Source organism: Mariniflexile litorale, assembly GCF_031128465.2.
GTDB classification, from domain to species: Bacteria; Bacteroidota; Bacteroidia; order Flavobacteriales; family Flavobacteriaceae; genus Mariniflexile; species Mariniflexile litorale.
Genome location: NZ_CP155618.1, coordinates 2905691 through 2921352, shown reverse-complemented (window position 1 = coordinate 2921352; position 15662 = coordinate 2905691). Strand labels below are relative to the sequence as shown.

Genomic DNA, 15662 nt, shown 5'->3' with positions numbered 1-15662 from the left:
ATATTACTAAGAATTATATCTTTTAAGTATAAACTATCATTCATATCCTATAAAAGAAACACCTTTTTGATTTAAAATACATAAAAAAACATAAGGGAGCAATTTTAGATTGTTACCTTATAATTATAAATTTTTGTACTGTTTCTTTAGAATGTGAGATGTTAACCAATTCTAAATTCTTTTACTTCACTATTAAATTATATATTTTTTACCCGAAAAAGCAAATAATTATTAATACAAGTATAAATTATAACCTTTTCAAAATAGTTAATACTCTTATAACAAAAGCATTAATTTCTGAAAGGGGTTTATGGTGTATAAAGCTAAAAGACTTGACTATTTCGCTATCAACCTAATTGATTTATTACCTGTATTTACAAAATAAACGCCAGCTTTTAAATTATGATTTATTGTTATGCTTTTAGCATTAGCATTTACTTTTTTATCTAATACTAAGCTACCTAATGTATTATATATTTTTATCGATGTCGTCCTTAATCCATTACTTAATTCTATAATGAATGAATTTGTTGTTGAAGGGTTAGGGTATAATTTAAATGTGTTGACTTTAGTAATAACATCATTAACACCCAAAGTTAATGATCCTTCGCTATCAGAAGCACCATCATCTTTGGCTTCTTTATAAGCTTTACAGCTAGTATATTATCTGTCGTTTTATTAATAGTATAATTAGTACCCGCTTGAAATTTTAAATCTGCACGATATTTACCATTTCCTTGATCTCCCATAGTAACATCTAAATATCCACCTGAGACCGCACTAGTTCCATTTGGTTTATCATCAACAAACCAATCCCCAAAAGTTGTATAAACTTGGTTGACACCACCTTGGGCCGAAATTAAATTTGCTGTATATAGATTAAAGCTATCAATGAAAAATGTAATTGTTTTTTCATAAAATATTTAATTAATATTAGTATGATATAAAAATATTATTATTTAAAAATGAACACTATAAATTATAAGTCACAACCTATATAATTCATGAGCTATTTTTTGGGTATAAAAAAGTGAGGCGTATATTTAAAAAAATATACGCCTCACTTTAATTTATTTATATAACTTATTCTGAATATAATAAGGTTCCAAATCCTAAGGAATCGAACCCGCCACTATTTGGTCCGTAATCTCCACCGCCGCCTTCGGCACGGTATGTTTCGGCTGCAAATTTCAAATATGGAGAATCATAACCCATTTTTACCACATAATGGTTGTATAGATTTTCCCAAATAGGTCTTTCATTACCTCTACCAACATCACTTATAACCGTTTGGTTTACATTGTCGCAGTTATTGTAAGGTTCATAAGGTACTGAAAGGCTAGCCACATTATATTTTGCAGCATATTCAGCTCCTTTCAATATTCTGTTATCATCATAGGCAAATAAATCTTCACCTTGGTTATAAGCCATTCTTGCCAAATCGCCAAAAAAACCAACACAAAGCAAAGCATGACCTTGGTCTCGACCACTCTCCTGTAACTGCCCTAAACCATCAGGGTGGATATAATAAATAGCCTTATTTAAGTTACCGTTACCATCACCTGTTTTTAGATAGTTTAGGGCGAAATCGTACATTTCTTCATTTTCGATCAAAACGCTAATCGATAAAATATTTGCGATGTTCGCTAAATCCCAGTTAGCCCAATAGTGGCTAAGACACGTATTGTAATGGGTGTCGATAAAATCTTTACTTACGGTATAAAATACATCAACAATCCACTTTTTAAAATCTGTAAAATCCTCTACTGACCACCCCTCATAATCTCTCATTATTTCAGCTGCATTGGCAAATTGATACCCGTAAATTCCTGCTGCAAGCGCTCTATTACTATCACCACTAATACTTTCGCATGTAGAAGCCCATGCATTTAAAATTTGGATAGACTTATCGGCATAAGCATCGTCTCCTGTTACCTTCCATCTAATGGCTGTTTGGAAAGCAGCTGCTGCATCATTAAAAGCCGTGCTGTAATTATCTGACTCTGGTTCTTCTCTAGAACCTCCTCCCCTTATCAACTTTACCACTGGACTAGGGTTATAATTTAAAGAAGCGTGCGGATTGGTAATTAATTTATTCCAACCAGAAATCCAAGGTTCAGTACCAGCATCTACTTTAGCTTTAATTCTATTAAAAGCATCTTGGTTTACCAAAAGACCTGGGTGGGTAAACTCTTTCAATTCTACTTCTCCATCAATAGTAACCAACTTAGAAGTTCCTTTTACAACGTCATTACCCGTCTGGGTTATTGATGTTACTAAAACAACAATCCGCTTATCGGTGTCCTTCACAATATCTCTTGTGGACACTTCGGCAGAAAAAATGCCACTGGATAATGTTGTTGAATAAGTAACCCCGTTAACGATAATGGCTACGGCGTTACCATCTTCAACATAGCCTCCAGAGGCTGAACCACTTATGGTTTGCGTTACTTGGGCTCTTTCCTGTGCATCGAGAATATCATCCGTAGCTACAGCGTCTATGGTTACTTGAGTTTCAGAAATTCCAGTATCATCGTTAGCGCATGCCAACATTACCGATACAAGCAAGGCCATAACCATAACATATTGGTTTGTGCGAATCTTTATTTTCATTTTATTAATAATCATAAATTTATTTTTTTTAATTAACTGCGGATTAAGAAATGAAACCTCTAGTAGTTTTATTCTTAAAATTAATGACTTGCAATATAGGCTTGAAGTTCTACAACTGTTCTAAAACTTTGAATCCAATCTAGTTCATAGCCTGTTTCTCCTGTAGAGGTTATATCTGCTATTTTAAAAGTAAATGAAGCCAAATCTTGAGAAACCGTAAAGCCTCCGTCAACCGAACAATCGTAATAGATAACATTATCTGCTAAAAAGTCTAATAAATAAGCATTGTTGGGTGCCCCCATAAAACGATCTAGCTTTATACTTCCCGTTTCGGGTGTTGGTGCTCCCGTACCTGTAAATGCAATTTTAATAGCAAGAATTGGATACTCTGTTGAATAATGCCATTTTCCATTAGGTGAAGTTCCTGGAAATATACCACCTTCAACAAAATTTAGATCTGCTCTTCTTTTGTCCGTATCAAATTGTGCTGGATCGAATGTTACTTTCAGCTTACCATCTTCTACCACATTACTAGCATTATAATTAGCAACCCAGTAATCCGATTCTGGAATAGCGTCGAAATGGAAACTAAACTTTCCATTGGGCAATTCTGTATATTCATTTAAAGCATCAATACTTTCAAAAGAACGAATCCAATCTACCGAATACCCTGTTTCAGCTGTTATGATATCAGCTATTTTAAACTGAAGCGTAGTAAACTCTGTATCATCCGTTAAAGACAGTGTGTTAGACGAACCAAAAGTGTTTCTTAAATCGTAATAGTAAATATCTCCATTTATAATGCCTTCCCAGTTATTAGAACCATTTTTGTAGCTTCCAAAATTAGTATCCAATATAAAATTACCACTCTGGGGTTTATTTAATTTTATTGCTAAAATAGGGAATCCACCTACATTAACTTTAGCTCCTCCGTCTAACTTAAAATCGGCTCGTCTATTAGACGCACTCATATCGAAGGTTACATTTATATTACCATTTGAAACTTCTGTCGTGGAATTATGTGTAGTAAGCCATCCTTCATTATCACCAGCAACGTCAAACATAAAATCTAGCCCTACTAATGGGTAAGCAAAACTATCGGTTTCAAAACTTTGGATATCGATTTGCACTGAAATTACTCCAGTAATACCACCATCGGGAACAATCACTTTTATTTCGGTATTTGATACCGATACAATTTCAGCTTCTACGCCTCCTTTAAAAGTTACTGTAACTTTTGAAGCATCATTACCAAAGTTCTCTCCAGTAATAGTCAATTCTTCTGCAGGCATACCAAATAAAGGCGACATACTATCATAAACTGCCGACGGCAATACATTAAATGTTCCCAACGTTTTATTGTGTGTCCAAACCTTTACAACAACTTCACCAGAAAGTGCCCCTGACGGGACTTTAGTTACTATTTGATTATCGACAACACTCAAAATGTCCTCTTGGGGAGTTTCTACTCCGTTAAAAAATACTGAAACGGCCTTTTTATACGTTCCGAAATCGGCTCCCAATATGGTTATCTCTGTTCCCGAAACTCCTTCACTTGGGCTAAATCCATCTAAAGTTGGTTCTGGGTACTGGTACACTTCTAACTCATCATTATTTACGCAGCTAAGCATTAGAGACAAAAAGCCAATAGTAAGTACTGTAAAAACACTTAAAATTATTTTATTTTTTTTCATTTTTTCCATTTTTTAAAATCAAAACTTAATACTATTACCATTCCGGATTTTGCTTTAAAGCGGGGTTTAAATTAATTTGGGTTGGCGGAATAGGAAACAAATAGTTTTTTCTGGTGAAATTCCTATTTGATGCTGGGTCAATAACAACCACCCTTCGCATTCCTACTGCCGTTTCAATGGTTTTTTCTCCCCAAACATAGTCAGTAGGATCATAAAGGCTGGTATTATTTTCATATTCTGTACCTTCAATAACCGCCCCCAGAATATCTTGGTTAAGCTCCTGCTCGGCAATGCCCCATCGTTTTAAATCATTATAACGGTTGTTTTCGGCATAAAGCTCTACGGCGCGTTCTCTTCTAATTTCCTCCAACATATCCAAGTCTTTGGTAGAAACCAATGCATTGGTTAGTGGTGCCACTCCGGCACGAGCCCTCACCTTGTTGATTGAAAGGTTTAAATCGGCATCTGAAATAGAGCCATCACGTTCCACTAGAGCTTCAGCATAGATTAAATATACTTCGGCCAATCTCAAAAAGGGATAGTTAAACGATTCCTCATTCGCCGCGCGATAAGTCCCGTATTTATAAGACCTAAACTTACGTGCCATAATACCTGAACCCGAAGTTGAACCACCTGCCGTACCTGGCAAAACCACCGAGCCATCTACTGGGATATTCTCGCCAAAATAGGCAGTCAACCTATAATCTCTATTTTTAAATTCATCCGAAGTTTTGTTATAGCCCTGAAATAACTGTGATTTATCAATTGGCAATCCATCAGTACATAAAACCATATCCATCATTTTCCTATCTGGTGACAAACGTTCGGCAACTGTGTGGCTTATATTTGTTCCGCCTTTTCTTAAATCAAAATCATAAATACCTTGAATAATAAACTCTTTATTGGTGGTTTTATCTAGTCCTGCTGTGTTTGATTCTGCGTCTTCCAAATTAAAAAGGAAATAACTGCTCAAATTATTCAATTGATTGTTATAGTCCCAAAGTTGATATCCCCCATTTTCAATCACATTCTTGCTTAATGATATGGCATCAGTTAAATATGTCGATACAGAACCTATTGGAGCACCAGAGCCTGCAAAATCTGTTGTAGTACCTACATATTTCTCCCAGGTGGCTTCATATAGTAATACTTTAGCCTTAAAAGCTTCTGCCGCCCACTTGCTAATTTTACCTTTATCGGCCGCCGAAATATTTTGTTCAATAGGAAGTCCTTCAATAGCCTTGTTTAAATCTTCAATAATTTGACCAAACACTTCATACCTACTGTTTCTAGGCCCATAAAGTTCGGGCGAATCAATATCAATGACTGAGGTCACTATGGGAACGCCTCCAAAACGCTGTAACAAAAAGAAATGATGCCAAGCCCTAAAGAAGTACGCCGTTGCTACATCTTTTGAAATATCCACTGAATCGCCACCATATTCCTCACTTTTTTCTAATAAAATATTTACATCGCGAAGATAATAATAAGTATTTGTCCAGTATTTATCATCATTTTGAATAAGATTTGCCCCTCTACCTTCGGCCAGTGGCAATCCTCTTAAATCTGAGCCAAAGCTCATAAAATCAAAAATATTGCTGTTATACGATTCGGCCAAGCCTGAAGCTCTTGAAGGGCTCCACCCTACTAATTGACCGTATAATCGATTTGAAGCATTTTCAAATTGTTGTGGCGTATTGAAGTAGGCTGCTTCTGTTACAGAATCTAATGGATCTAAATTCAAAAAGTCATCTTCACATGCAAAACATGTTAAGAACATTATTGTTACAGGAATTATATATTTTTTCATAATCATGTTTTTTTAATTAAAATGATAAGTTTACACCAAAGGAATAGGTTCTTGAAAATGGATATACCGTTTGGGTACTTTCCCCAAACTCTGGATCGTAACCATCTTTAATTGAAGTCCATTCAAACAAATCGTTTCCTGAAAAATAAACCCTAACCTTGCTGAAGCCTGTTTTTTCAGTAAGTATCTGGGGCACGGTATAGCCCAAAACAATACTCTTTAAGCGCATATACCTATTATTTTGCAACAGAAAATCGTTATTTTCCCAGTTGTATGCAGATCTAGTGGTGTTGGATGTCATTCTAGGATAAGCTGCACCTGTGTTTTCTGGTGTCCACGTTTTCCCCAGATACGAAGTGGTTTGGTTGGTCCATATTTGTGCAAATGGATATCGCAACCAGCCAGACCTCACAACATTTTGCTCTAATACTCCTTGAAAAAATGCTGTAAAATCGAAACCTTTATATGAAGCTCCTAGGTTTATTCCATAAATATAATGAGGTGCAGCATCTCCCATAAAAATAGCATCACCTGTATCGCCTTCTCCTCCCACATCATCAATGTATCCATTACCATCGGAATCTACTTTTTTGGTATCACCAATTCTTATGTTTTGTGTGGCATCAGTTTGTATAGGCAATTCTCCTTGCTTTACACCTGTATAAACAGCATAATAATCATCAATTTCAGCTTGCGTTTGAAACAATCCATCCGTTTTGTACAAGAAGTAAGAATTTAAAGGATAGCCTTCCCTTGTGGTAACCAAGCCAGCTTCAAATTCAGTTGCGCCTTCCATATTAACCAATTCGTTATTATTATCGGACATGTTTACAGAAATGCTATACGAAAAATCACCTTTGGTTTCTTTCCAACCCAATATAGCTTCCCAACCAGTGGTGGTCAGTTTTCCACTATTTGATTTTGGAGCCGTACCTCCTAAAACCGCGGGGTAAATGACATCAATCAACATACCGTTGTTATCTTTCTGATACAAATCGAAAGACCCAGTTAGCTTATTTTGAAAAACACCAAGATCTAGACCAATATTTCTCATCTTAACCTCTTCCCATGTTCTGGTTCTACTAGTTAAACCATTTACGTAAGCCGTATTCTGCAAAACTGGAGAAGAACCAAATGGTAAAGCACCTGTTCCTATGCTCGATACATAATCATATAAACCTATGCCAACTTGATTACCTGATATGCCATAACTTCCTCTAATTTTAAGATAGTTTATTGGCGTATTTTCCATAAACTTTTCAGAAGAAATTAACCACCCAGCTGTAATACTTCCAAAGTTTGAAAACTTAAAATTCTCTGCAAATCTTGAGGATCCGTCTCGACGCCCTACAAGCTCCAAAAGGTATTTTTCTTTATAATCATAATTAAACCTAGAGATTGTAGAATAAATTCCCCAATGATTGGAACCTCCACTATTTTTAATATTATCAATGGGTGCTGCATTTAAATCGTAAACCCCTAAGTCCTGTAACCCTGCTCTTTCAGCATACAATGCTTTTTCTTTTTGTCTTTCAGCAGTTAGCCCCAACATAAACGCAAAATTATGCCCGTTTTCTGTTGAAATTTTATAATCTAAAAAAGCGCCATAAATTTCATAGGTTCTGTTTAACACTTCTGCTTTAACCAATGGAGAAGTGTTTATTCTTTCTGGCGAAATTTGCCCATCCCAAGTATAAGGTTGTACCGTAAGCCTATATTCGTCTTTTCTTCGATTCAAATCAGTATAGGAAGCATTTGCTCTAAAATCCAACCCCTTGATAATATTATAACTTGCACCAAAATTAATTTTAGCCAATTTATCCAATTGATCCTTTCTACCCCCATCGGTTGTAGCAGCTGTAGAGTTTCTGTTTCCTGCTATACCAAAGTTGGCATACCATTGCCCATAAGGATTGTATGCTGGAAAAAACGGTGGATCTTGAGAGCCTGCTGTCGCATCTAAACCTGTAGAAGGCCCTGATATTTTTCCTTTTTGATAAGTTATTCCACTTTGTATCTTCAATCTATCGGTCACATCAAAATCATAATTAAAACGAACGTTTTGCTGTTTTTGTCCATCATAAGCCGTTTTTAATGCTCCAAGATTGTCGGCGATAGCTGCTGATAGTCTGTATCTGGTATTATCCGTACTTCCTGATAAACTTAAATTATGTTGGTAAGATTCGCTGTCTCCAAAAAGTTCATCAAACCTATTAGCATCACCTATAAAAATATCACCCCATGAGTCCGTGGAGTAAATACCCTCATCTCCATTTTGTAAACGGAGCAGGTTTTCTTCGGTACCCCAACCCCAGTAATCTCGTGTGGCTCCATCTTGCTGAGCTGCTTCCAACCACAAAGTAGCATATTCCTCCATAGAAGGAACTGGTGGACGTATGCCGATAACATTATAACGGTAGTTACCAGTATATTCAATTTTCATTTTGCCCTTACCTTTTTTAGTGGTTACTAAAAGAACCCCATTAGATGCTCGTGAACCATAAATAGAGGCCGATCCATCTTTAAGAATACTTATTGATTCAATATCATCTGGGTTCATTTGGTAGAACTCTGTTCCTACTGCAGGGGCACCATCTATAATTATTAGAGGTTCCCCTCCGTTAACTGAGGTTGCTCCACGAATTTGTAAGCCAATGCCCTCTTGCCCTGGCCTTGGTGAATTTCTTGTTACAGTTAAACCTGGGGTTTGCCCTTGCAAAGACAAAGCCGGACTGGTTACCGCCCTATCTTCAAACACATCTGATTTGATTTGCTCTATCGCACCCGTTAATGATTCTTTCTTTTTTTCACCGTAACCGACGATAACCACTTCGTCTAGAGTTGAAATATCTTCAACTAATGAGACGTTAATCATTTTTTGGTCACCTACCTTGATTTCAACTGTTTTATACCCTAAGTAAGTTATAACTAATACTGATTCTGATGAAGGCACATTTAAACTATACTTACCATCAAAATCGGTCACGGAACCTATCCCTGTCCCTTTAACCGTTATATTAACTCCAGGCAAAGGAAGGTTATCGATAGCGGATACAACTTCACCTTTTATAGCTACATTTTGAACTTCATCTATATTTAATATATAAGAATTAGTAGTATTTGCATGTGATTTGACCGAAAATGCAGAAACCAGTAATGCCATTATCCAAATGGTTCCTGATAAAAATTTCAGTTTTAACTGATTATTTTTTAATTCACTCATAAAATTGTCATTTAAAATATTTGTTTTTAGTTAGTTGTTTTTACAGATAATAAAAAACTAAAACTATATTAGTATTTATAATTTCTGTGATTTTAGACAATATATACTGCCCTTTTCATCTTAATAAAAATAATTTGATACGTACTTTTTTTTCATAATTTAAAATTGTCTAGTTATTATTTAGTTTAACAAAAAATTAACCTTAAAAAAAGGTTCTTAATTCATTATCCAATTTTATAACTAAATGAGGAAAAGAGGTGTAAATTAAAATTCAATTTTGATTATTTATAGCCCATTTTGACTTTAAATAATAGTACAAATACCTGAAAACGGATTATTTGTGACTATCCTTAAGTTTTTGTTCTAAATATTCGGTAGGTGTTAAACCAAATAATTCTCGGAAAGTTTTACTAAAATATGCCGTTGAATTAAATCCGGCCATGTGGGTAATTTCTTTTATAGAAAATTTATTTTTAAGTAATAATTCAGAAGCATATTTTAAGCGAATTGTTCTAATAAAATTACTCGGATTTTGTCCTGTTATTGAATTTATTTTTCTATAAAACTGAGACCTACCAATTCCTATTTCATTTAATAAATTATCTAATTTATAATCTGGATCAGATATATTATCTATAATGGCTTTAGTAGCTTTATCTAGAAAAGCTTCATCTAAACTATTGGATGTGACCTCACTTGATGGTAAAACACCTCCTATAGAAGCAAACCTATCTCTTAACCTTTTTTTAGCTTCTAATAAGTTTCTAACTCTAGCTCTTAAAATATTTATATTAAAAGGTTTTGACAAATATTCATCAGCTCCTGTATTATAGCCTTCTATTTGATCTTCCTCAAGACTTCTAGCTGTTAACAAAATAATGGGAATATGACAAATCTCAATTTCATTTTTAACTAAACGACATAACTCAAATCCATCCATTTTCGGCATCATGACATCACTAATTATTAAATCGGGATGGTGTTTTTTTATTTTTTCTAATCCGTCAATTCCATTTACAGCCTCAAATATTTTAAATGAGTTACTAAACTCATACACTAAATGTTTTCTTAATTCCTTATTATCTTCTACAACTAATATGACTTGCTTTTTCTTACCATCAGAATTTTGATTTTGATTTTGCTCATCAATGCTTTTGTTTTCATTATAAATTTCATATTCTGTAGACTGTACACTATTTAAATCGAATTCATTTAGATACTTATTAGCACCATCTATTAATTCGCTATTTTCATTTTTAAGATTTAAGGGAAGTAAAACAGTAAAAACAGTTCCCTCTTTATATTTACTTTCAACAAATATTTCTCCTCCATGTATTTTCACAAGTCCTTGAGTGATATTTAACCCAATTCCCATACCTGTTTTAATATTTCCTGCATTTACAAATCTTCCAAAAACATCTTTAAGTTGCTCTTTTTTAAACCCGATGCCTGTATCTTTAATTTCTATTTGAACAAATTCATTAAACTTTTTTTTATTTAAAACCTTTGAAAGTAAGTCTTTATTATTTTCGTGTGGATTAGAGATTGAAAGCATTACCACCCCTCCTTCATCGGTATATTTTATAGCATTGGAAATTAAATTGGTAATAATTTTTTCAATTTTATCAGGATCAAAATTTATTGGTAGTTTTTCAAAAGAGCTTTTAAACTTATACTTTATTTCTTTAGTTTTCGCTAAGCCTTTAAACAAATCAAAAACATCCTCACTAAACTTAATTAAATCTCCTTGAACCAATTTTAATGGTACTTTACCTAGATCCATTTTTCTGAAGTCTAATAATTGGTTAACTAGATAATATAATCTTCTCGCACTTCTTTGAAGTGTATATGCCGATGCTTTAACTGCTTCTGGATTATTAAACGACGATATAATTTTATCTACGGGGTTTAAAATAAGAGTAAGTGGTGTTCTTAATTCATGAGATACATTAATAAAGAACTGTAGTTTCATTTGATCCAGTTCATGTTCTTTCTCTTCCTTTATCATTTTCGTGTAATAATACATGCCAAACCAAAGAATAGCCACAAAAAACAACAAATAAAGCAAATAGGCCCACCATGTTTTCCAAGGTGGAGACAAAATATGAACTTTAATATTTGAGCTTTCTAAATCGTCCCATTGGTCATCAATGGATGCCTTTACTTGAAACTCATAATTACCAGGAGGAATACTTGAATAATTTGCCTCTCTATTATCTCCTGCACTCATAAAATCATTATGAATACCCTTCATACGATACATGTACTTAACTCGCTTTTGATTTTCATAATGAAAGGCTACAAATTCAAAAGATAAATAGCCTTCATCATATTTTAGCTCAACTGAATTGGTGTTTGCAATTGACTCATTTAGAACGACTCTATTGTTAAGCTTTTGTCCTGGTTTTATTATTTCATTAAATAATTTGAACCTAGTTATAATTGGTTTAAGATTTACAGGTTTTTCCACAATCTTATTTGGATCAAATAAGTTGAAACCATTTATTCCACCAGCAAGTATTCTTCCATCATCCATTTTTGCGATGGATTTACTTTGAAATTCTATTCCCTGTACACCATCTTGCACATTATAATTATAGAATCTATCTTCAGCAATATTAAATTTAGAAAGTCCCCCTTTTGTGGTAATCCATAAGTTATTATTGTTGCTTTCCGCTATTCCTAAAATCAGATTATTAGGAAGACCATCTGCAGTTGAATAGGATTTAATAAGCTTGAGGTCGCTATCTAAATGATGCATTGCAATATCTGTTCCTATCCATATATTACCTAAATAATCCTCTGTAATATAATTAACCCTGGTACCTTGAATTGGTTTTTCTTTTAATTCTTTAAAATCTATTTTACTAGGTATATAATCAGATATTTTATCTAACTCAACAACAGACAGACCTAACGAGGTTCCTATTAAAAGGCGATTTTTAGAGTCTATAAATATGGAAAAAACCAAATTGCTTATCAAGTTATTTTTTTCTCCTTGAATACTTTTATATTTATAAAATTTTTTGGTTCTATAATCAAATAAATTCAATCCTTCAGATTGCGTTCCTAACCATAATCGCTTTTTAGAATCCTCTACAGCACACCATACTGTATTTTGACCAATTGAATACGGGTTATTGGGTTCGTATTTAAATTGTTCGGCAGTTTCAGACGTTGGATTGAATTTACTAAGACCTCCGTCCCATGTGCATACCCAGATAGTGGTATCAAAACTTTCTAAGAGATAAACAATTTTATTAGAACCTATGGAAGATTTATTATTGGGATTTGATCTATAATGTTTAAATGAATTCTTTTTTTCATTAAAAAGGTTCAGTCCACCGCCATCTGTTCCTATCCAAATTCTTCCTTTACTATCTTGAAGCACAGACTGTGCTATTTTTGAACTTAAACCATTAGAATTGTCTGATTCATAAAAATAATGACCAAAAGCCGATTTAGACAACACTAATTTACTAATGCCTTTATTGTAAGTAGCAATCCAAAAAATCCCATCTTTATCTTCAATAATTTTTGATGGTTGATTATTAGGAAGTGAAAAATTGTTTAAAGGACTATGAACAATGTGTTGCAAAAGTCCTCCCTTTTTGTCGTAAAGATAAATCCCATCACCATCCGTAGCAATCCAAATAATACCCTTGCTATCTTGGTACATATGAAATATAGGAATATTAGCTTTTACTGGGGTTACTCGACTAAACTCATTTTTACTCCTATCCCAATAAACAAGCATGGATAAATTGTTCCCAATCCAAAAATCACCATCATTGTCAACTAAAACTCCTTTTGGGATATGATTTAATTCATAGGTGTTGGGTATGTCAATAATTACTCTTATAAAAGTATCATCCTCTGGGTTGTACTTATTTAAATAATTTCCTTCCGTAACGGCCCATATCTCACCTTCTTTATCTTTAACAATTACAGTAACATCATTATTATCAATGGTTTGAGAGTTATTACTTAAATTGACATAATGAGAGAAACTTATATTTTCTTTGTAAGGCATCGATTTATTTTCCAAATTCAGCCTTACTACTCCATTTTTTGTTGCCACCCATAGTGTTTGTGTAACCTCATCATACAACAAATCGTTTATAATCTCTCCCTGATCAACAAGATTTGAAGATTTGTTATGCAGAGAAATCCTTTGGAACTTTTCCAGCTTTTTATCAAAAAAATTCAGTCCATTACTAGTTCCTACCCATAAAAAACCTTTAGAATCTTCAACTATAGAACTTATTCGATTATTACTTATTGAAGTTGAATCATTTAATATGGGTCTGAAAATTTCGAAATTATAACCATCATACCTATTTAACCCATCAATAGTACCAAACCACATAAACCCTTCACTATCTTGAAAAATCTCTGTACTGGTGCTACTTGAGAGACCTTCAGTTGTATCAAGATTTTCAAACTTAAGATTTTGATATTGAGAATGTACCTGCATACTCAATAATACAAGTAGAAAAAAAATAATTTTTCTATTCATCATTCTTAACATAAAAAATTGATATTTATAAATTTTAGAAACTAAAAACTGAAACCCTATAAAACTTATTAATTTAAAAGAATATTTTCTTGATTGAAAATGCCATTCAAAAAGCAAAATCCCTATCAATCATAATATTTTGTATAAATATAAATATATTAAACATTCTTTAGCCACTCCTATTCCTAAACATAGTAAAATGGACTATAAATAATAAAAATTGAACTATAGTTTATATCTAGACACTTGCTTTCTTTTTAATATTGAACATTGAATTCAATCAATAACTAATAGTTTAATTTAAAAAAATGTCAATAAATTTATTTGATTTAACAGGTAAAACAGCTCTTATTACGGGAGGGGTTCATGGATTAGGAATGGCCATGGCTAAAGGACTTGGGCATGCTGGAGCAAAAATTGTAATAAATGATTTATCGGAAGAAGCCATTAATAATGCCATTGCAGAATACAAATCGAGTGGCATTAATGCGTATGGATACGTATTTAATGTAACTGATGAAAGCGCCGTAATTGAAAATATTGCGAAAATTGAATCTGAAGTTGGCCCCATCGATATTCTAATAAATAATGCTGGAATAATTAAAAGAACACCAATTATTGAAATGGAAGTAGTGGATTTTGAAGCTGTAATTAAAGTAGATTTAATAAGTCCATTTATTGTTTCAAAGAATGTAGCAAAAGGCATGATTAAAAGAGGGGGTGGCAAAATCATCAATATTTGTTCAATGATGAGTGAACTAGGTAGAGATTCAGTTAGTGCTTATGCTGCTGCCAAAGGTGGATTGAAAATGCTAACCAAAAATATGGCTACGGAATGGGCTAAATTTAATATTCAAACAAATGGCATAGGCCCTGGTTATTTTGCTACTAGTCAAACAGCCCCAATAAGAGTTGACGGACACCCCTTTAATGAATTTATAATAAGTAGAACACCTGCAGGGCGTTGGGGAAACCCAGAAGACTTACAAGGAGCTGCTATATTTTTAGCATCAAAAGCAAGTGATTTTGTAAATGGCCATATTGTTTATGTTGATGGTGGTATTCTAGCCACTATTGGTAAGCCTTCTAATGAAAGTTAAATTTACAAGGGTTTGATGTAATAACATATAATTAATCTAAACAAGTAATTGTGTTAAATAAACCACTATGGACTGGAAGTCCATAGTTTTAAGCAAAAGAATGAAATTCTTTCTTATCATTACTCTAATATCCAGTTGCCTTTTTCCGTATTGGGCTTATCCTTGTGATGCTCAAGATATTCTTGAACCATCTCATCTGTTATTTGGCCTGTACTCCATACTCCATATCCAACAGCCCAAAAATGACGACCCCAATACTGTTTATTTAACTTTGGAAACTCTTGTTGTAAAAGACGAGAGGAACGACCTTTTAATTTCTTTACCAAAACACTTACACTCAATGATGGTGGGTACTCAACGTGCATATGAATATGGTCTTTGCTCACAACACCCTTTAAAATATGGACATCCTCAGAATTACATATCTGTATCAACAAATCTCGACAGCGATTTTGAATATCTCCCTGTAAAACCGAATAACGATATTTTGTTGCCCAAACTAAATGACAACTTAAATTACTTATCGAATGTGAATTCTTGCGGTAGTTTGACATACAACAAAACTAAAACATTTATAGAAACTAAAGTAACTGCAATGAAATTGCAGGGTTTTAACCTTTAACTTGATAATAAACAATATTTTCACAACAATATTAACAATAACTTATAAAAATTTTAGTACACAACTCCAGCTTTTTTACAA

Annotated in this window: 10 protein-coding genes; 2 read left to right on the top strand and 8 right to left on the bottom strand. The window is 33.5% G+C overall.

Annotated elements, in window-relative coordinates; all coding sequences use genetic code 11:
- Positions 1 to 336: 336 nt before the first annotated feature.
- Positions 337 to 516: a T9SS type A sorting domain-containing protein gene (locus tag QLS71_RS19230; protein ID WP_369077082.1), complete on the bottom strand. Its 180-nt coding sequence runs from the start codon at positions 514 to 516 to the stop codon at positions 337 to 339.
- Between the two features lies 1 nt (position 517).
- Here QLS71_RS19230 and QLS71_RS12145 point away from each other — a divergent pair, with 1 nt between their 5' ends.
- Complete coding sequence (locus tag QLS71_RS12145) at positions 518 to 646, top strand: hypothetical protein (protein WP_308993893.1); 129 nt, start codon at positions 518 to 520, stop codon at positions 644 to 646.
- Here QLS71_RS12145 and QLS71_RS19225 read toward each other — a convergent pair.
- The 6 genes from QLS71_RS19225 to QLS71_RS12120 form a co-directional block, all read right to left on the bottom strand.
- Complete coding sequence (locus QLS71_RS19225) at positions 597 to 860, bottom strand: DUF4979 domain-containing protein (RefSeq protein WP_369077081.1); 264 nt, start codon at positions 858 to 860, stop codon at positions 597 to 599. The genes QLS71_RS12145 and QLS71_RS19225 overlap by 50 nt on opposite strands.
- Before the next feature lie 223 nt (positions 861 to 1083).
- On the bottom strand, positions 1084 to 2628 hold the full coding sequence (locus QLS71_RS12140) for an alginate lyase family protein (RefSeq protein WP_308993894.1): 1545 nt from the start codon (positions 2626 to 2628) through the stop codon (positions 1084 to 1086).
- A 65-nt stretch (positions 2629 to 2693) separates the two neighbouring features.
- Positions 2694 to 4307, bottom strand: a complete 1614-nt coding sequence (locus QLS71_RS12135; protein WP_308993895.1) for a DUF4979 domain-containing protein — start codon at positions 4305 to 4307, stop codon at positions 2694 to 2696.
- 34 nt (positions 4308 to 4341) lie between these two features.
- Entirely contained in the window at positions 4342 to 6117 is a 1776-nt protein-coding gene (locus tag QLS71_RS12130) for a RagB/SusD family nutrient uptake outer membrane protein (protein ID WP_308993896.1), read from the bottom strand.
- Between the two features lie 16 nt (positions 6118 to 6133).
- Positions 6134 to 9340 carry a TonB-dependent receptor gene (locus tag QLS71_RS12125; RefSeq protein WP_308993897.1) on the bottom strand — a complete coding sequence of 1069 codons (3207 nt, stop codon included), beginning with the start codon at positions 9338 to 9340 and terminating at the stop codon, positions 6134 to 6136.
- 334 nt (positions 9341 to 9674) lie between these two features.
- Positions 9675 to 13862 carry a two-component regulator propeller domain-containing protein gene (locus QLS71_RS12120; RefSeq protein ID WP_308993898.1) on the bottom strand — a complete coding sequence of 1396 codons (4188 nt, stop codon included), beginning with the start codon at positions 13860 to 13862 and terminating at the stop codon, positions 9675 to 9677.
- A 305-nt stretch (positions 13863 to 14167) separates the two neighbouring features.
- Here QLS71_RS12120 and QLS71_RS12115 point away from each other — a divergent pair, with 305 nt between their 5' ends.
- A complete protein-coding gene (locus QLS71_RS12115) occupies positions 14168 to 14959 on the top strand; it encodes a gluconate 5-dehydrogenase (protein WP_308993899.1) in 792 nt (263 codons plus the stop codon).
- A gap of 119 nt (positions 14960 to 15078) precedes the next feature.
- On the opposite strand, the gene tnpA is transcribed toward QLS71_RS12115, so the two are convergent.
- A complete protein-coding gene (gene tnpA / locus QLS71_RS12110; protein ID WP_308990898.1) occupies positions 15079 to 15513 on the bottom strand; it encodes an IS200/IS605 family transposase in 435 nt (144 codons plus the stop codon).
- Between the last annotated feature and the right edge of the window lie 149 nt (positions 15514 to 15662).